The organism is Streptomyces sp. ISL-1 (assembly GCF_018614585.1).
Taxonomy (GTDB): domain Bacteria; phylum Actinomycetota; class Actinomycetes; order Streptomycetales; family Streptomycetaceae; genus Streptomyces; species Streptomyces maoxianensis.
In genome coordinates this window covers 1-17,744 of sequence record NZ_JAGGOI010000021.1, presented here as the reverse complement: position 1 = coordinate 17,744, position 17,744 = coordinate 1, and the positions used below count along the sequence as shown (strand labels likewise).

15 protein-coding genes and 1 pseudogene are annotated in these 17,744 nt (G+C 69.8%); 3 read left to right on the top strand and 13 right to left on the bottom strand.

The window, feature by feature from the left end; all coding sequences use genetic code 11:
- Positions 1-37: 37 nt before the first annotated feature.
- Positions 38-1,315 (bottom strand): SWF or SNF family helicase, encoded by a 1,278-nt coding sequence (locus tag J7E87_RS16025; RefSeq protein WP_215094402.1) that lies wholly within the window; start codon positions 1,313-1,315, stop codon positions 38-40.
- Positions 1,312-4,194, bottom strand: a complete 2,883-nt coding sequence (locus tag J7E87_RS16020; RefSeq protein WP_215094401.1) for a DEAD/DEAH box helicase — start codon at positions 4,192-4,194, stop codon at positions 1,312-1,314. Before J7E87_RS16020 ends, J7E87_RS16025 begins: the two co-directional genes overlap by 4 nt.
- A gap of 283 nt (positions 4,195-4,477) precedes the next feature.
- On the opposite strand from J7E87_RS16020, the gene J7E87_RS16015 reads away from it, so the two are divergent.
- Both J7E87_RS16015 and J7E87_RS16010 read left to right on the top strand, forming a co-directional pair.
- A complete protein-coding gene (locus tag J7E87_RS16015; RefSeq protein WP_215094400.1) occupies positions 4,478-5,557 on the top strand; it encodes an acyl-CoA desaturase in 1,080 nt (359 codons plus the stop codon).
- A gap of 69 nt (positions 5,558-5,626) precedes the next feature.
- Entirely contained in the window at positions 5,627-5,809 is a 183-nt protein-coding gene (locus tag J7E87_RS16010; protein ID WP_215094399.1) for a hypothetical protein, read from the top strand.
- Positions 5,810-5,937: 128 nt separating this feature from the next.
- On the opposite strand, the gene J7E87_RS16005 is transcribed toward J7E87_RS16010, so the two are convergent.
- The 5 genes from J7E87_RS16005 to tnpA all read right to left on the bottom strand — a co-directional run bounded on the left by J7E87_RS16005 (position 5,938) and on the right by tnpA (position 9,788).
- On the bottom strand, positions 5,938-6,741 hold the full coding sequence (locus J7E87_RS16005; RefSeq protein ID WP_215094398.1) for a hypothetical protein: 804 nt from the start codon (positions 6,739-6,741) through the stop codon (positions 5,938-5,940).
- A 466-nt stretch (positions 6,742-7,207) separates the two neighbouring features.
- Complete coding sequence (locus J7E87_RS16000; RefSeq protein WP_308312951.1) at positions 7,208-7,513, bottom strand: hypothetical protein; 306 nt, start codon at positions 7,511-7,513, stop codon at positions 7,208-7,210.
- Between the two features lie 82 nt (positions 7,514-7,595).
- Positions 7,596-8,090 (bottom strand): PadR family transcriptional regulator, encoded by a 495-nt coding sequence (locus tag J7E87_RS15995; protein WP_215094405.1) that lies wholly within the window; start codon positions 8,088-8,090, stop codon positions 7,596-7,598.
- Positions 8,091-8,146: 56 nt separating this feature from the next.
- Positions 8,147-9,358: an RNA-guided endonuclease TnpB family protein gene (locus tag J7E87_RS15990; RefSeq protein WP_215094397.1), complete on the bottom strand. Its 1,212-nt coding sequence runs from the start codon at positions 9,356-9,358 to the stop codon at positions 8,147-8,149.
- Positions 9,342-9,788, bottom strand: a complete 447-nt coding sequence (tnpA, locus tag J7E87_RS15985) for an IS200/IS605 family transposase (RefSeq protein ID WP_215094403.1) — start codon at positions 9,786-9,788, stop codon at positions 9,342-9,344. The genes J7E87_RS15990 and tnpA overlap by 17 nt, the downstream gene beginning before the upstream one ends.
- A gap of 151 nt (positions 9,789-9,939) precedes the next feature.
- On the opposite strand from tnpA, the pseudogene J7E87_RS15980 reads away from it, so the two are divergent.
- Positions 9,940-10,110 (top strand): annotated as a pseudogene (locus J7E87_RS15980) (alpha/beta hydrolase); the annotation flags it as partial.
- Here the strand turns inward: J7E87_RS15980 and J7E87_RS15975 are convergent.
- From J7E87_RS15975 to J7E87_RS15950, 6 genes are all read right to left on the bottom strand, one after another.
- Positions 10,101-10,700: a class I SAM-dependent methyltransferase gene (locus J7E87_RS15975; RefSeq protein ID WP_215094396.1), complete on the bottom strand. Its 600-nt coding sequence runs from the start codon at positions 10,698-10,700 to the stop codon at positions 10,101-10,103. The pseudogene J7E87_RS15980 and the gene J7E87_RS15975 sit on opposite strands and share 10 nt — an antisense overlap.
- A gap of 794 nt (positions 10,701-11,494) precedes the next feature.
- Positions 11,495-11,758 (bottom strand): acyl carrier protein, encoded by a 264-nt coding sequence (locus J7E87_RS15970; protein WP_215094395.1) that lies wholly within the window; start codon positions 11,756-11,758, stop codon positions 11,495-11,497.
- Between the two features lie 244 nt (positions 11,759-12,002).
- On the bottom strand, positions 12,003-13,598 hold the full coding sequence (locus J7E87_RS15965) for an acyl-CoA ligase (AMP-forming), exosortase A system-associated (protein ID WP_215094392.1): 1,596 nt from the start codon (positions 13,596-13,598) through the stop codon (positions 12,003-12,005).
- 178 nt (positions 13,599-13,776) lie between these two features.
- On the bottom strand, positions 13,777-14,784 hold the full coding sequence (locus J7E87_RS15960; RefSeq protein WP_215094390.1) for a TauD/TfdA family dioxygenase: 1,008 nt from the start codon (positions 14,782-14,784) through the stop codon (positions 13,777-13,779).
- A 30-nt stretch (positions 14,785-14,814) separates the two neighbouring features.
- On the bottom strand, positions 14,815-15,405 hold the full coding sequence (locus J7E87_RS15955) for a hypothetical protein (RefSeq protein WP_215094388.1): 591 nt from the start codon (positions 15,403-15,405) through the stop codon (positions 14,815-14,817).
- Positions 15,406-15,438: 33 nt separating this feature from the next.
- Positions 15,439-17,744, bottom strand: a 2,306-nt coding sequence (locus J7E87_RS15950; RefSeq protein ID WP_215094387.1) for a Pls/PosA family non-ribosomal peptide synthetase, incomplete at its 5' end; no start/stop codon positions are given.

The window sequence follows — 17,744 nt, the reverse complement described above, 5'->3', positions numbered from 1 at the left end:
GCGCCGCCGAGCGCGCCGGGCGGGCCGGCGATCCGGTCTAACCCGGCTCGCCCAGGACGCCCGCCAGCGCCGCCGCAGGATCGTGGTCCGCCGGTCCGGCCGGCGCCCAGCGGCCACGCTCCTTGCGGTAGGGCCACCAGCGGCCGTCACGCCCCAGGCGCAGCTGTGCCTCCGCGCCCACCACCGTCCACCTGGCCGGGCCCGCCGCACGCAACTGCGGCCGGTCCGCATCCTCCCAGGCATCCGCGAGCGCTGTGCTAGCCCGGGCGAGGGCATCGGGCTCCGGCGTCCACTCTTCCTCGAGCGCCGAGAGCGCGGCCGCACCGCCGAACTGCCAGGCGCGTACGGCAAGTTCCAGCTCGGCGCGCTGCCGGGCCGTGCCCGCGGCCAGACGGCTCGCGATCGCCGGTGCGGGGGAGGCGGACGCGAGCCGCACCGCATCCTGCTCCCGGTTCAGCTCCGGTTCGGGCGGCTGAAGCCCGTGCCCGGGCGAGAGCGCCTCGGTGAGCATCCGGTGCGCCCGCGCCGCCGCGTCCACGGCCAGGAACTCCAGCGCCGCGGGGTCGACACCTGCCGCCGGAGCGGTCTCGGTGTCCAGGGCGGGCGGCAGACCCGGCTCGTCCGGCACGGGCGGGGGAGCAGGCAGCGGCGGCAGGATGTCCCGCGCCGCGAACACCTCGTCGGCCCGCACACCCACAGGCCACTCGCTCTCGTTCCCCGGCGCTGCCGAGGCGGTCGCCCGCGCCACGCTCCGTATCTGCAACTCGTCCAGCAGCCTGCGTTCCCCCCGCCCGCGCATCAGCAGGAGCACGAACGGATCCTGGTCCAGGAGCCGCGCCACCTGATAGCACAGGGCCGCCGTGTGCGGGCAGTGGTCCCACGCCTCGCACGCGCACTCGGGCTCCAAGTCGCCGATCCCCGGGAGGAGTTCGACCCCGGCGGCCGCCGCGTCCTCCACCAGGTGGGGCGGCATCTCCCGGTCCAGCAGCGCCGCGATGTGCCCCGCTCGGTCGACCGCCATGCCCAGGAATCGGTCCCACTCGGCATCCGTCAGCTCCTGCAGCAGCACATCGCTGCGCTGCGCGGTGCCGTCCCGTTCCCGTACCACAGCGGTGATCCGCCCGGGACGCACCGACACCGCACCGACCGCCCCCTCGCGCGCATGCCTGCGGCCCCGCTTCAACTGCTCACCGTCCAGGGCCGTGTCCTCCAGCGCCTTGAGCCAGGCCTGGCCCCACCAGGTCTGCGCGAAGCCGCGGCCGTGCGCCGGCGGCAGCGCGGCGAACGTGCGCTCCATCTCGTCCCCGCCGCTCATCGCCCGCTCCCTCGCAGTTCCACCAGATCCGCCAGCTCGGCGTCGGTCAGTTCCGTCAGCGCGGCCTCGCCGGAGCCGAGTACCGCGTCCGCCAGCTGCTGTTTGCGTGCCAGCATCTCCGCGATCCGGTCCTCGATGGTCCCCTCGGCGATCAGCCGGTGGACCTGTACGGGGCGGTGCTGGCCGATGCGGTACGCGCGGTCGGTGGCCTGCGCCTCGACCGCTGGGTTCCACCAGCGGTCGTAGTGCACGACATGCTCGGCACGGGTGAGGTTGAGCCCGGTGCCCGCCGCCTTCAACGACAGCAGGAAGACAGGCACTTCACCTTCCTGGAAGCGGCTCACCATAGCCTCGCGCTCGGCGATCGGTGTGCCGCCGTGCAGAAACTGGGTGGGCACCCCGCGGGCCGCCAGATGCAGTTCCAGCAGCCGCGCCATCTGCACGTACTGGGTGAAGACCAGCACGCCGGCGTCCTCGGCCAGGATCGTGTCGAGCAGTTCGTCCAGCAGCTCCAGCTTTCCCGAGCGGCCCGCGATCCGGGGCCGCTCCTCCTTCAGGCTGTATTCCTTCAAGTACTGCGCCGGGTGGTTGCAGATCTGCTTGAGCGCGGTGAGCAGCTTCACCACCAGGCCGCGCCGCTCCATGCCGCCGGCCTCCGAGATCGCGGCGAGGGTCTCCCGTACCACCGCTTCGTACAGCCCTGTCTGCTCCTTTGTCAGTGACACGGCTCGGTCGGTCTCGGTCTTGGGCGGCAGCTCGGGGGCGATGCCCGGGTCCGACTTGCGCCTGCGGAGCAGGAACGGCCGTACCAGTGCGGACAGTCGCTGGGCGGCGGCGGGATCGTTGCCGCCCTCGATCGCCTGCGCATAGCGCGTACGGAAGGTGCCGAGCCTGCCGAGCAGCCCAGGGGTCGTCCAGTCGAGGATCGCCCACAGCTCGGACAGGTTGTTCTCCACGGGGGTGCCGCTGAGCGCGACGCGCGCCTTCGCGTTGATGGTGCGCAGTTGCTTGGCAGTGGCGGAGTACGCGTTCTTGACGTGCTGCGCCTCGTCGGCGACCACCATGCCCCAGGGCACTTCGGCGAGGACCGGGGCGTCCAGGCGCATCGTGCCGTACGTCGTGAGTACGAACTCGCCGGCCGCGAGCGAGTCGAGACCGCGCGAGGCGCCATGGAAGCGCCGTACCGGTGTGCCAGGTGCGAACCTCTCGATCTCGCGCTGCCAGTTGCCCATCAGGGACGTCGGGCAGACGACGAGCGTGGGGCCCGCTGCCGAATCTTCGGTCTGCCGGTGCAGATGGAGCGCGATGAGCGTGATCGTCTTGCCCAGGCCCATGTCGTCGGCGAGACAGCCGCCGAGGCCGAGCGAGGTCATCCGGTTCAGCCAGTTGAGGCCGCGCAGCTGGTAGTCACGCAGCGTCGCGGCGAGCGCGGCCGGCTGGCCGATCTCCTGCTGTCCGCCCTCGGGGTCGGCGAGCCGGTCGCGCAGACTGGCCAGCCATCCGGACGCATCTACATCGACGCGGCGGCCGTCGACCTCGGTCGAGCCGGTCAGCGCGGCGCCGAGCGCGTCGACCGGAGTCAGCTTGCGGTCCTGGCTCTCGCGGGCGCGCCTGGCCTCCTCGGGGTCGATGAGCACCCACTGGTCGCGCAGGCGTACGACGGGCCTGCTGGCTTCGGCGAGGCGGTCCAGCTCGGCGCGGGTGAGCTGCTGATCGCCGAGCGCGAACAACCAGTTGAAGGCCAGCATGGCGTCGGCAGAGAGGAAGGAGGGCAGCCCGGAATCATCCTTCTGCCGGGTCTTGGTGTCGGTCTCCGCTTCGGGCTCCGCTTCCCCGGGCGGACCGATCACGGCCCGCGCGGTGAGTTTGCGCGCCATCTCCCTGGGCCAGTGCACCTGCACGCCGACCGTCGCAAGTGCCCTGGCCGCCTCGCCGAGGAGCTCGGTGACCTCCTCGTCGGCGAGCTCGATGGCGTCGGGCGCTGCGGTGTGGAGCAGCGGGGTGAGCGGCGTCCACGCGCGGGCCGCGCGGCGCAGCGCAAGCAGGGCGTCCATCCGGGCGCGCGGCCCGAAGGCCGTCCCCGACCGTCCTGCCCAGGCGTCTGCGGCGTCCATGACGACGGTCGGATCGCTGACGCTGTGCATCTGCAGGACGGCGCGGAAGACCGGGCACTCGCTGTCCGCGTCGGTTTCTGCCAGCCCCGGCAGCTCGACGCGCAGGGAGAGCCGTACGCCCGCGTCGTGCCCCGCGGCGACGTCCGCCGCCCAGGCGCGCTGGTCGGGGAGGTGCTGCGGCTCGGGCGCGGCGAAGGCGGGGCTGCCGGCGGCGAGCGGCGCGGCGGGGGTGCGCGGCAGACCGTCCGCGACCGCGTCCAGGAATGCCCGCAGCAGCCGCTCCGGTTCGGGCAGCAGTAGGGGATCGGCCGCCTCGTCCAGCGGCACGGCGTGCGCGGCCGGTGGCATCGATGCCGCGAGCGTACGCACCTGGTCCAGATCCTGCGGGGTGAGCGGTCCGACCCGCCAGGCGTCGTGATCGGCGGCGGTCAGTCCCGGCAACAGCAGTCCGCGTGCGGCCAGTTGAAGGGCGAGGATGGTGGCCGCGCCCCAGAAGGCGGCCGCGGGGGAGGCGTCCGCACCGGCCCGTGCCCTGGTGAGGACCGGCAGTGCGTCCCGTACCGGCAGCAGCAGCGCCCGTACGGCCAGCGGGCGGGCGTCGTCGCCGACCACGGTGAGTGCTTCGACGGATTGCGAGCCTGGTCCGGGCGGGGCGGAGGGCTCGCCGCCTTCGGGGCGCCAGAAGGCGACGCGTCCGGTGCGGGCCGGTTCGGCGGGCACGAAGATCGCGGAGCAGCGGGTGAGTTCGGTGACCGGGGAGGGCATTGCCGCGGGGGGCCTGTGTGCAGCTATGACGCATTCCTCAAATTTGACTAGTGGGACCGGAGTCGCCGACAGTACTCCACGACGGCCGCGAGCGGAGGCGGCAGGGCTGTGACCTGTTTCACTGTCGTCCGCGGGGGTGCAGTCAGCGCCACCCCGGGCCACGGGCTGGCCCCCGCAGCGTCCGGGTGGTGACGTCATGGCCGCGGAGGGGTCCGGGAACGTACGTTTGCTCAGGTCAGCGCAGAAGCAAATCTGCGCACGGCCTACAGACCGGAGTCCGCTCATGCCCCAGGCCACCGCCACCCTCGCGCCACCTGCCCCTGCCGAGGGAGCGCGGCCGAGGACCGGGAGCGACTTCGCGCCCCTCCTGCGGACCGTCAAGGAGCAAGGCCTCCTGGAGCGCCGCACCGGCTGGTACGCACGCGGCATCACGGCCAATCTGCTCGGCCTCGCCGCCGTGATCACGGGCATGACGCTGATCGGCGGCTCCTGGTGGGTGCTCCTGCTCGCGCCGCTGCTCGCCATAGCGTCCGCCCGAACAGCCTTCTTCGGCCACGACGCCGGACACGCACAGATCACCGCCGACCGCCGGGGGAGCCGGCTCATCCAGCTCGTCCACGCCAATCTGCTCCTCGGTATGAGCCAGCAATGGTGGAACGACAAGCACAATCGGCACCACGCCAATCCCAACCACATCGACAAGGACCCGGACGTCGCCGCCGAAATCCTGGTCTTCACGCAGAAGCAGGCGGGGGGCCGCACCGGGTTCCGCGGCCGGCTCACCCGCCACCAGGCCTGGCTGTTCTTCCCGCTGACCACCCTCGAAGGCATCGCGCTCAAGGTCTACGGATTCCGAGCCGTCTTCTCCAAGGAGGCGGGCGCCCGCCACTCCAGGCGTGAGCACGCCGTGGAGGGCCTGCTGCTGCTCGCACATGTCGTCGGCTACGCCACCTTGCTGCTGACCGCCCTGCCGCTCGGCCACGCCGTGGTCTTCGCGCTCATCCATCAGATGCTGCTCGGCCTCCACCTGGGCGTGTCCTTCGCGCCGAACCACAAGGGCATGGAGATGCCCGACGGGGAGAGCGGTGAGCGCTGGGGCCATCTGCACCGGCAGGTGCTCACCTCGCGCAACGTCCGCGGCGGCCCGGTCACGGACTGGTTCCTGGGCGGACTCAACTACCAGATCGAGCACCACCTCTTTCCGAGCATGCCGCGCCCCCACCTGAGGCTCGCCCAGCCGCTGGTACGCGCTCACTGCCGCTCGCTGGGGGTCTCGTACACCGAGACGGGGCTCATCGACTCGTACCGGCAGGCGCTGACCCATATGCACGAGGTCGGCGAACCGCTGCGGGCGGACGCATAGTGGAACCGTGAGACGTGCGCGCGCGTTCTCACGGCAGGAGCGGCCAAGGCCGCGAAGGAGGCGTCGAAGATGTCGACACGAACAAAGCTCGTCATAGGGGGAGTGGCCGTCGGCCTGCTCCTGATGCCGTTGATCGGATTCTGGTGGGCGCTGCTGGTGGTGCTCGGAGTACCCGCGGCGGCGTATCTGATGCTGGACCCCAGCCAGCGCCGCAGGCTGCGCCGTGTCTCCCGCAAGGAGATCGGCCGCTGAGCGAAGCTTCGCGAGATGGTCACGACGGGGGCGACGGCGCGGCGCGCGAGGGCTTGGCGCGCGCCTGCCCCGCCCGAGGAGAGTGTCCGCCGGGCTCGGGCGGCCTGGGCCCGCAGTGAGGCCGGGGCTCAGGCCGGGCGTACGGCCATCTTGTCCAGCGCCTCCAGCAGCGCAGGCAGTTCCGGACCGCGGCCCACCGGCAGTACCTCGCACGGCTCCTCGTCCAGCAGTACGAAAGCGATGTCGTCGGTCCTGGCAACCAGGGACCAGCCAGGACCGTCGGCGCGCAGCGTCCGGGCTCCGCCGGGTGCGAAGCTGGAGCGGACCCGGCCGGTCGGCGGGGGCGACTCCACATAGCCGTGGGCTTCCTTCAGCGCCCGCCGAACACCCTTGTGCGGTTCGGGCCCTTCGCCGTCGGGCATGTCCGACGACGCCTGCACCTCGTCGTCGTCGATCTGCTGCCGCCAATCCGCCCACTGGAGCGCGATCTCGTCGGCCCCCAGTCGGCGCTGCGCGGGCCCCCACTCGTCGGTGTCGGGCGGCGCCAGCGGCGGCCGGTCGCCCTCCTCCGTCGCCGGGTCGTGGGGCGCGGGCACGTTCGGTGCCGCCACCGCGACGGCCAGCGGCCAGCCCGGGAGCGCGGCGACCACCGTGCGCTCGTCGGGGGACAGGTCGTACTCCATCCCGCAGTCCCAGGACGCGATCGCGACGGCGACGAGTGACACATCGTCGATCACGACCGTCCACCGCGCGCCCTCGGAGTCCTGGCCGAGCACGAGCCCGAATCCCTCGGCGTACGGCTCGAGGCCCAGCGCCGCGCACGCGGCCGGGAAGTCGTCGCCGAGCACGCTCGGGAACTGCGCCGGCGTCAGCAGCACCGCGGTCAGCACATACAGCGCGTCGTCGTCGACGGCGTCGTCCGTCCCGGCCACGTCACCCTCCCCCATCCGATCGTTCGTCGGCGCACCTTAACCAGTGGGTAACCCGGTAGTCGAGAGCCTGCGTGGCGAAAATGATTCGGCCCCTTCCGCGCCGGGTCCTGGCATCTCCCGATGCGCGCGGCCCGTCACCACTTCGTCTGCCTGCCCTGCAGGGCGTCCTTCAAGAAGGCGCCGGACTACGCGAGAGTCCGCACGGACCTCTGCCCGCGATGCGGTGGCGTCCTGCTGAACGCGGGCTCGGCTCTCGCGGTGCCGCGTCGCCGCGACATCGCAGGCCGGCGCGCGCTCTTCGCCGTGCTGAGCGCGGGCCTGCGCTTTCGCCAGGCCTGCTGCGGCTGCGGCCCCGGCTACCGGCCGCGTACCGTCCGCGAGGTCAAGGAACGGCTCGCCTACGCGGAGCGCACCGGACTGACCCCGGCCGGGGTGCTCAGCCGGTACGACCTGTCCGGCACCGACGTCACGCGGCGGGCAGGCCGAGGAGACTACGCGCCACCGTCTGCGGGGACTCGTCCCGCTCGCGGGCGAGGGCGATGACCGCACGGCAGGCCAGTTCGCTGACCCCGAAGGAGAGCGCCTCGGGGGACACCCAGGTCGCCGCCTCGTCGATCTGCTCCTGATCGTCCTCCGCGCACCCCGACACATAGACCGCCGCGGCCTCGAATATGTTGTGCTGCCGCGACGGGACCCGGCCGGCCGCCGTCCCCCCGGGGCGCTCCGGGCGGTACGCGAGGAACTTGCGGAGCCTGCGGAGTCTGTTGAACACCCGGACCACCTCTCCCGAGGGCGGCGCGTCCGCCGCCGATCATTCAAGTCTGTCACCGCTGGGTGGACTTGGACATGCGACGTCAGTCCCGGCGTCCCGGGGCGATGGAGTTGATCGTGGTACGCAGCCACTTCAGCTCCGCATCGCTCGTGGCGCGCGCGATGGTGAGGATGCCGCGGCGGAAGGGATCGTCCAACTCCTCGGCCCGCAAAGGTTGTTCGCCGTCGTAGAAGAAGCTGGCCGGTTCCTCCAGGAAGGCGAGCCGCCGCCGCAGCACGCCTGCCTGCGCCTCGCCGTTCTCCAGATGACGCAGGAAGGCCAGCAGTGTGAACCACCGGTTCTCGTCGGTGATGTCGCCCTGCGCGGGCTCCGCGAGCCTGCGCAGCAGCTCCCGCCGCCCCTCGTCGGTGAGGCTGAGGACATGGCGGGGCGCTGCGACCGACCCCGGCTGGGTCTCACGCGCCAGCAGGCCCGCCTTCTCCAGCCTCTTGATCGCGGGATACAGCGTGCTCTCGGCGACCGGCCGAACGTGCCCGGTCAGAGCGGAGATGCGTTTGCGCAACTCGTATCCGTGCAGCGGGGCGTCGTGACTCCTCCCCCCGGATAAATCCGGGGGGCTTCTCCTGTCGGTGGCTAGGCCACGTCGGGAAGGACCAGCCCGGCCCTGATAGCAACGTTGAGTGCGCCGACCAGATCGGCGTTGGCGGTGTGTCCGCACTGGGTGCACGCGAACTTCTCTTGGGTGGTGCGGTTCTCGCCGGACACGTGCCCGCAGACGGGGCAGGTGCGGGAGGTGTTGCGGGGGTCCACCGGGATCAGTACACGACCGGCGCTTTCAGCCTTGTGCGCGAGGATGCCCAGGAACACCCCCCAACCCGCGTCGTGGATGCTCTTGTTCAGCCCGGCCTTCGCGGCGGCTCCATTCGGGAGGAACGCGCCGGAATTCTCGGTGTCGGGCTTGGGTTTGGGGGCGCGGACCATGTTCGCGATACTCAGGCGCTCGTGCGCGATCACGTCGTACCTGCGGACCATCGCCAGCGCGGTCTTGTGTGCGTGGTCGGTGCGCCGGCGTCGCACTTTGCGGTGCAGGGCGGCAGCCTTCTCGACCGCCCGGCGGTGCTTTGCGGTGCGGTTCTCCCGCTTGCGACGCGGGAACGTCTTGAGCGCCCGCTGAGCGTCAGCGAGGGCTTCGGCGCCCAGCCGCCCGTGCCTCGGACTGGGCTGGTGCTCACCCTCGGACGTGGTGAGGAAGTGGGCTATGCCCATGTCGATGCCGCACGCGGCACCGGTCGCGGGGAGCGGTTCGGCGGGTACTTCGTCGCAGGCGAGGATGACATACCACTGTCGTCCCTCACGCTTGACGGACACCGTCTTGACCCGACCCAGCACGGGCCGGTGCTGGTGCACACGGATGTGCCCGATGCCCTGCAGGCGGACACGGGTAACAGGGTCGTGCGGGGTGGAGTCCCACCGGCAGCCGTCCCCGTCCTTGGGAAATCCGACCGTGTCGAACCAGTTCACCCCACGAAAGCGCGGATAGCCGGGCTTGTCCCCGGACTTGACCCGGCGGAAGAACGCCTGCATCGCCTTGTCCAGGCGGCGCAAGGTGGCCTGCTGCGACGAGAACGACCAGCGGCCCTGACGCTCCGGGTCAAACGCCCGGATCTCCTTGAGCTGCGCCGACTGCTGCCCGTACCGGACCGTCGTCCTGGACGGGTGGCGGTAGGCGTCGCGGCGTTCCTGCAAGGCCCCGTTATAGAGGGAGCAGTGATCCAGCAGCATCTCGGAAAGGGCCAGCGTCTGGCGGACGGTGGGGCGCAGGAGGAACTTATACGCGCGGTGCACGCTCGGCGTCCTCCTTCTGCTTCTTCGTCCAGGGTCGTTCCCACTGGGTGTTGATGTACTTCTCCACCGTGTCCGCGCTGAGCGCGCCGACCGAGGCGACGAAGAATGACGACGACCACAGCGTGGGCATCTGCGACTTCAGGTGCGGGAACTCCTCACGGAGCATGCGCGAGGTGAAGCCCTTGAACTGGTTCGCGACGTAGGACGCGGACGCTTTCGGCTCGTGCTTGACGAACAGGTGCACGTGATCGGGCATCACCTCAAGAGCGATGATCTCCCAGCCCTTCTCGGCGGCCTTTGTCTCGATCAGCTCACGCAGCCGGACCGCGACCCGGCCACCGAGGACCCGGCGGCGGTACTTGGGGCACCACACCACGTGCAGCCCCAAGTCGTACACGCCGCCGGAGTACCGGCGAACCTTCCGCGTCACAGTCACAACGATCACTATATACACGACACACATCTAGTCAGCGGGGGTCAACAGTGCAGATCCGTGCACACGGTTGAGGTCAGAGCAGCCCAGGGAAGCGATTCCCCCCACGCCTAAAGGCGCGGGTTCCCTCGCTAGATAGCGGATGGAGTTGCCGATTGACCGCACATATCTGCAAGGCGCGCTCAGTGGCGAACTCCCGGGCCACGAGGCGCTGGTGGCCTCAGGCGTAAGGGTGGTCACGGTCCCGGACGCCGGACACAACGTCATGTTCGACAACCCTGGGGAGTTCATACGGGCCGTAGGCGCGGCTCAGTCCTGACGGACGGCCAGCGCGAGGAAGCGGGCGTTTTCATCGACGTACGAGATCATCCGCCAGCCCGAACCGGCCAGCAGCGGACGGAGGTTGGGCTCGGCGCGCAGATCGTCGTCGGTGATCTGCCGGCCCTGGCGGGCGGCGAGAGCCGCGCGGCCGATGGGGTGGAAGAGCGCCAGCTTCCCGCCCGGACGTACCACCCGAGCCAACTCCCGTAGATTCACGTCTGGTTGGGGCAGGTGAGCGATCAGGCCGGCGGCGAACACGGCATCCAGTGACTCGGCGCGCAGTGGCAGCCTGGCCACATCGGTGAGCAGCAGTTGCCCGCTGTCGCCCCGCCCGGCGCGCGCTGCCGCGTTCAGCATCGCGGGAGTGAGATCAGCCCCGATGACCGTGCCCTGCGGTCCCAGTGCGGACCGCAGGGAGTGCAGCGCGCGGCCCGTGCCGCAGCCGGCGTCGAGCACGGCGTCGCCGGGGCGCAGCCCGAGATCGGCGACGGCGGCGGCGTAGGCCGGGTCGTCGTCGGGGAAGCGCGTGTCCCAGTCCGCGGCGCGGGCGCCGAAGAACTCCTGCACGTGTGTGTGGTCGTCGGCCATGAGGACATGATCCCCCAACGGATCACCGACCGTGCGGTCCACCCGGCACGACCCGGCCCGGCACGACCCGGCACGGCACGACCCGGCACGACCCGGCCCGGCCCGGCACGGCCCTGGAGTCCTAGCCGGGACAACAGCGGCAAAGTAGCGGTCAGGGCTTCGTGATACCAGTCTTCTTGGGCTGGCGGGGTACGGTCTTGTCTCGGTCCAGGTGCCCGTACACAGCGCAGCGGGGCGGGTGTGGCCTCGTCGGCAAAGGGGAGGCCGTTGTCGAGGCTGAACATCGCTTCGTACAGGGCGGGATTGCGCGCGGCGAAGTCGACGTAGGCGCCAGCCATTGCTGCCACTGCCACGCCCTGCGGGAGTTCGAGCGGTTCTACAACTCCCATAGGCCGCATCAGGGCATCGCGAACGCGCGACCGCTGCACCCCTTGCCTGGGGCGATCACCGATCCAGGGCAGATCACCCGCCTCGACATACGCAGGCGTGAACGCCTGGGCGGCATCCTCCACGAGTACGAACATGCCGCGTGACCTGGGCGGACGAGGTTTCCGGCAAGGGCAGCCGGCTGGAGCCCCGCCGCGGGCACGAGGTTCGGCTCGTCGCAGGTCACGGACACGCGCCAAGGGTCATGAGATGCTCGCCTCCGTCAGATGCCTTCTCGATCAGGTTGATGTCTCCGTCGCAAGACACATCGTTCCTGGTCAGAGGGCGTCTGATCTTCTGGGCACGTCGCTCTCCAACAGATCCGGACGGTGGATCCGGGTTTAGTACTCGACTCCGCGGAGCGGCTCTCAGCGCACCTTGGACTCCACGAAGGCCGCGAGCCGCCCGAGGGTGTCGAAGGTGTCACCGACGATCTCGATCTCGATCCCGAACCGTTTCTGCAATGCGACGATGAGCTTGACGACGGTGAGCGAGTCGAGCTCAGGAAGATTGCCGTATAGTCCCGTCTCCGGTCCGAGGTCATCGGCCTGGTCCTCGATGTCCAGCGTGACCACCACGACGGCCTTGACGTCCTCGAAAATCGCCTGCGAGATCTCTGGCGAGCGAGTCATATGGCTTCTCCTCATCGGTCGTGCAGACCCGGCGGCCTGCGATCTACACCAACACCTCCGTCGGTGTCGGATGGCCGAGGAACGCTGTGGGACTGGCCGTCATCCCGTAGGCGCGGGCCTGAAAAGACCGCCACCGTGGCACCGGCGCGCTCAGCGAGCAACCCGACCGGGAGGCCGCCGATGCGGAGCATGCCGTCGGCGATCGCGAACCGGCTGATCGTGGGGTGCGCGTAGGCGCCTGCGGTCATGCGGGCTCCTGAGGGCGGGAGGCGGTGAGCTCGTGGCGAAGGAATGCCCGGTCGAACTTGCCGTTCGGCGATCGGGGCAGGACACCAAGGACCACCACCTCGGCGGGCACCATGTAGCCGGGTAGTTCCTGCCGCAGGCGTGCGGTCACCGCGGCCGGGTCGAAGCCGGCGGGATCGCAGGGTGTCACGACGAGGACGATCCGGTGGCCAAGTGCCTCGTCCTCGAGGCCGAGCGCGACGGCATCGTGGACCAGGCCAGTCTCGTACGCCACTTCCTCGATCTCTTGCGGGCTGACCCGATATCCCGATGTCTTGATCATGTCGTCACGCCGTCCGACGAAGTACAGGAAGCCCTCCTCGTCGCGGACGACGACATCGCCGGACCAGACCGCCAGCTCGGGCGTACACAGCTCGACCGGACGGTTCGGCGGCGGCCGGAACCGCTCGGCCGTGCGCTCCGCGTCATTCCAATAACCCAACGTGACAAGCGGACCTCGGTGCACCAGCTCACCCGGCTCTCCCGGACCACACAGGCCACCGTCCTCCCGGACCACGAGGATCTCGGCGTTCGGGATGGCCTTGCCGATCGAATCGGGCCGCCGGTCGACCTCCCGGGGATCGAGGTAGGTGGAGCGGAACGCCTCTGTGAGGCCGTACATCAGGTATGGCGTTGCGGTCGGGAAGATCGCTCGCAGTCGTTGCAGGGTAACGCGCGGGAGTCGCCCCCCAGTGTTTGCGAAGTAGCGCACCCCGGCCACGGCCTCGGACGGCCACGTCTGGGCTGCGAGCTGGATCCACAGCGGCGGTACGCCCACCAGCCCGGTGATGCGGTGCTTCGCGCACGCCCGGACTACATCCCCCGGCAGCAGGTAGTTGGCGAGCACCACATGGGCGCCGACGCAGAAGCCGGTCGTCAATTGGCTCAGTCCGGCGTCGAAGCTCAGCGGGAGAACGGCCAGGATTCGGTCCTCTGCCGTGTTGTTCAGGTAAGTGCTGACGCTCTCCGCGCCGACGACGAGGTTGCGGTGCGACAGCACGACGCCCTTCGGGGCCCCGGTGCTCCCCGACGTGTAGAGGATCGCGGCCACATCCGTGTCGACGCCGCCCGTCGGAGGACACACGGCCTGGCTCGCGGGCTCGGCGACCTCCGACCAGGGGAGCACGCGGTAAGGGGCTTCCTCGTCCTCAACAAGCGAGTCGCCCAGCACGAGGACGTGGGAGAGTGACTTGCAGGCGGCGAGCTCGGCGCGCAGGGTCCGCAGCCGGTCCGTGGAGGTCACCAGTACCCGCACGGCGCAGTCGTCGAGGATGTGCCTCACTTGCCTGGCCCGCAACACGGGATTCACCGGGACGAACACGCCACCGGCCCGCGAGCAGGCGAGCAGCGCCACGACGGTCTCGATCCTCTTGTCGAGGAAGACCGCGACGCGCTCGCCACCATCGAGGCCGAGGTCGCGCAGGCCGGCGGCCGCGAGCTCCGTCCGCTCGTGCAGATCGGTGTAGGAGATCGTGGTCGTCCGTGCGGTCAGGGCGGGCGCGCCGGGGTTGCGTTGGGCGGACCTCGCAACGAGGTCCGGCAATCGGATGATCATTTCGGCGGATTCCTTTCTGTCGCTTTTGCCTGGCAGCCGACGAATCCCAGCCCTCTGCACCGGCTCGTCTCCGAGGGCAGGGCCGGGATCGCCTGGGCGCTGGACGCGGGGGTTCGACAACTCGCGCGGTGGACCTGGGCACCGGAGTTGACCGCGAACGGTCGCACGAGGGACGTGGTCATCCGGCGTTCACCTTGACGGTCGGCGAGCAGTCGGCCAGGCGCACCGGGTCGACCATCCCGACCAGGACTTCACGCGGTCCGGTGAAGGGCTCCCTGCTGTGTGCGCTGCGGATGTTGTCGACGAGCATCAGATCGCCCGCCTGCCAGGGCTCCCGCATGGTTTTGGCCTCGTACACCTCGTTGAGCAGCTGCACGACGTCCTCGCCTATCGGGTCGCCGCCCCCGAAGCGGGTGGTGAACGGCAGCCCCTCGGCGCCGTAGGTGTCGACTAGGAACTCGTGCACCTCGGGGTCGAGCGTCCACTCGTTGAGGAAGGCGATCTGGTTGAACCAGCAGCGCCGCCCGGTGACCGGGTGCCGCACCACCGCGCTGCGGCGCTGCCAGGTGCACAGCCCTCCATCGGGTTGCCACTCGAACTCGATGGCATTGGCGCGGCAGTAGCTCTCGACCGCGCCACGGTCCTCGGTGCCGAACACCTCGGCGAGCGACGTGCCGACCTCCTCGTTGTAGTTGCGGACGAGCATCCAGCCCTCCCGCTCGAGCCGTTCGACGAGGTCACCGGGCAGCGCGTCGAGCGCGGCCGTCGAGTCCGCCACACCGGTCGCCCCGCCCTTGGTGGGCGCGGACAGGCACGCGAAGAGCATCAGGCCGGGAAACTCGAGCCGGTAGCTCAGTTCGTGGTGCATGCACATCGGCTGGTTCGGCGGCCACTTCGAGGAGGAGTACACGCCCTCTGCGTAGGTCCGCCGGGAGGCGAAGGCCTCTCTCTCTGTCATCAGACCGGTGCGGGCCAGTTGGTGGAAGACGGCGACGGTCTCGGCCGCGTCGCGCAGCCCGAGGCCGCGGACCAGGACCGATCCGTGCTCGGCGACCACCGCGCGCAGCGCCACGTGGTGCTCGGCTGCCCAGCGCACCGCGTCGCTGGCAGGCCTGGTGTGCAGGATCGGCGGTTTGCCAGGTTGCAGGTCCACCTCGAGCAGCGCCGCCTGGGAAGAGGACGACATCTCATTCCTCCTTGATTCCTCGATGTCCACTCAGGAAGGAGCCACCGATTCGGTGACACACGGCACGCCCGGTGCCGTCTCGAGCCTGTCGTCGACCAGCACGGCCAGATCGGCGAGGACCGGGTGGTGGGTGAGGTCCTCGAGGGAGACTGCGCGGTCCAGGGCGATCGCCAGCCGCACCGCCGACAGCGACGTGCCGCCCGGCCCGGCCACGCCCAGCTCGCGCTTGAGCTCGTCCACCGCGAAGTCCCTGTGCTGTAGCAGGTCCGACTCGACCCGAGCGGTGTCCTGCAGCAGCGACCGCCAGGAGCGGGCTTCGGTCGTGAGCGGGCAGGGCAGCGGCCGCCCACCGGGCCTGGCCGCGTAGCCGATCACCACGTCCTGCTCGCCGGACAGCGCCGCCAGCACCTTCGCGTGCGCGGCCAGCGCCACCGAGTGCAGCGGCAGCTCCAGCTCATAGGCCAGCCGGCGCACGCCTGCCGCGAGGTCGTCATCAAGGGTCGCGACGTGCTCGGCGACGCCCGGTGCCGGGTCGAGCGTCCACCGCGGGATCGCGGTCGCGCCGCCCGCCCGCAGGACAGCCCGCCAGAACTCCCGGCCGGTTTCAACCCGATTGTCCATCGAATCGTCCCTACGTTCCACGTTTGCCGGGTGTCAGTCGCCGCGGACGAGCACGGCGGCGCGGTCGTCGAGGCTGATCCTGCGCACCTGAAGGTCAGCCGACTGCTCGCGCATCTTCTTGGCGGGGTTTCCGCCCCACAGTGCGTGCGGTGGCATTTCCTCGCCCTTCATGAGGAAGGAGGCGGTGGCCAGCACCGCGCCGTCGCCCATCGTCACGCCGTAGTGGACCCATGCGCCGACGCCGAGCGTGCAGCCGGCACCGATCGCGGTGCGGTCGGACTTGAATCCGCCGTCCTCCTGCGAGTGGCACTGGATGACGCTGTCCGCATTGAGGGTGCAGTCGTCGCCGATCGTGGCGAACGTCCGCTCGGGCGCGCGGAAGCCGTCGTCGAAGACTCGGCGGCCGATTCGCATACCCGCCAGCCGCCAGAGCACGTTCTTGAGCGGGGTGCCGTTGAAAACGTTGAGATAGTTGTTGTTAGACAGCTTCCAGAAGCGTTCGTGCCGCCAGAAGGCGCGGTCGTAGATCGGGCAACCCTGCGGCCGCAAGGCCTGCAGCGGCCGGATCAGCTGTTCGACCAGGACGTTGTAGGCGACAGTGAAGACGAAGATCCCGGCGGTGGCCAGTGCGAACGCGAGCACACCCAGGGAGGCCCAGAGGTCAATGGCGGCCAGGTAGAGCACGGTGACGATGAAGATGAAGATCCAGCGCATCAGCAGGAACAGCGCCATGGAGATGCTGTTGTGGACGTTCTTGGCCCGGAGGCGGTCGCGCAGCTCGTCCTCGCTATCCACCTCGAGCTGCTGGTCGCGCTTGACCGACCGCGGGATCTCGAAGCTGGGCGCGCCGAGCAGGCCTACGCCTTCCCGCACCTGTCCGTCGAGGGGAACCATGACCTTCGTCGCGAGGAGGCAGTTGTCGCCCGTCTTGCCCTGCGCGGTATAGGCGATCATGTTCCCAAGGAAGTTCTCTGCCCCGATCGACACGCGGGACAGCCGGAAGGACGTGTTCGAGAAATCGGCATTGATGATGGACAGCCCGTCCGCGACCTGCGTTCCGCTGCCGACCGCGCTGAGGAACGGGGTGTCGTGCTTGACCATTTCGCCGAAGTTCGAACCGGTCTGCCGCACCCCGCGAAGGTCGTAGCCCAGCCAACGCAGGTAGTGGACGATGTAGGAGGTGCCGCCGAAGAGAACGTTGTAGAACTTGATGTTCGTCGTGCGGGCGATCGCGCGGTGGATCCAGTAGTGGAATCCGTACAGCGGGTAGACCTTGTCCGGCTTGATGAAGAGGTTCAGCACGCGCGGAACGGTTCCCACGAACACGAGGCCGACGAGCACCGCGCCGAAGAAGGGCACGGCGGATATGACCAGCGCGTCGTCGCGGTAGAACGCCCAGCTCGTGAAGGAGACCGGTCCCGCGGCCAACAGCGTGACGAGCTGCGGGACCTTCGTGAGCGCGCGGACCACGACGAACGTCAGCGGCGTACCCACCAGAAGCAGGTTCACCAGCTGCACGGTCGCGAAGACGACCCGTCGCCGGGTGCTGACGTCCATCGTGGGGATCCGCTGGCAGTCAACGTCGGTCGGCTGCGCGGGGGAGCCGTGCCAGCACTCCCCGTCGGGCACGGTCTGTCCGGCGTGCAGCGAGGAGGAGTGCCCCAGCTGGGCCCCGTCACCCAGCGAGGTCCAGATGTCGAGCACCGTCATCTCGCCGACGAGCGTGTCCTTGCCGAGGCTGACCGCGCCCGTCTGGATGATGCCGTTGTGGGCCCGGTAGCCGTTGAAGAACGAATCCTTCCGGATCACCGCGCCGTCGCCGATGCTGAGCAGGTCGGTGCACACGGGCACGTTCCTGGAGAAGATGACGGCGCCGCGTCCGACCTTCGCGCCCAGTGCCCTCAGGTAGAGCATGTAGAGCGGTGAACCGACGAACAGCGCCATCGGGTTCCGCTGGACCAGGGTCTTGACGAGCCAGAAGCGGAAGTACGCCATGCTCCAGACGCGGATCTGCTGCTGCTTCCACCGGCCAATAAGCACCCACTTGAGCAGGATCGGAAGGGCGCAGAGGCCGAGGAACATCGCGCCGCCGTACGCGACCGCCCGCAGGTAGATGTCGACCAGGTTCGGGCTGGCCGAGACCCATTCGTAGCCCTTCACCGCGACGATCGCGGTAAGGGCGGGGTAGCCGAGGAGGAACAGGAGCTGCAACGCCCCGCAGAGGACGTACTCACCATTGCGCGCCCGCCTCGGCGGCTCACTGAGAGCCGCCGGAGTTGCTGGCTGCGAGGCAGGCCTGGTTTTGGTGTCGGTTTTTTTGGCGAGGGCGGCTGCAAGCC

Coding starts and splice junctions, on each gene's coding strand:
- J7E87_RS15960 (WP_215094390.1), bottom strand. CDS start 14,784: ATGTCGTCCTCTTCCCAGGCGGCGCTGCTCGAGGTGGACCTGCAACCT.
- J7E87_RS16015 (WP_215094400.1), top strand. CDS start 4,478: ATGCCCCAGGCCACCGCCACCCTCGCGCCACCTGCCCCTGCCGAGGGA.
- J7E87_RS16020 (WP_215094401.1), bottom strand. CDS start 4,194: ATGCCCTCCCCGGTCACCGAACTCACCCGCTGCTCCGCGATCTTCGTG.
- J7E87_RS16010 (WP_215094399.1), top strand. CDS start 5,627: ATGTCGACACGAACAAAGCTCGTCATAGGGGGAGTGGCCGTCGGCCTG.
- J7E87_RS15975 (WP_215094396.1), bottom strand. CDS start 10,700: ATGGCCGACGACCACACACACGTGCAGGAGTTCTTCGGCGCCCGCGCC.
- J7E87_RS16025 (WP_215094402.1), bottom strand. CDS start 1,315: ATGAGCGGCGGGGACGAGATGGAGCGCACGTTCGCCGCGCTGCCGCCG.
- J7E87_RS15955 (WP_215094388.1), bottom strand. CDS start 15,405: ATGGACAATCGGGTTGAAACCGGCCGGGAGTTCTGGCGGGCTGTCCTG.
- J7E87_RS15970 (WP_215094395.1), bottom strand. CDS start 11,758: ATGACTCGCTCGCCAGAGATCTCGCAGGCGATTTTCGAGGACGTCAAG.
- J7E87_RS15965 (WP_215094392.1), bottom strand. CDS start 13,598: ATGATCATCCGATTGCCGGACCTCGTTGCGAGGTCCGCCCAACGCAAC.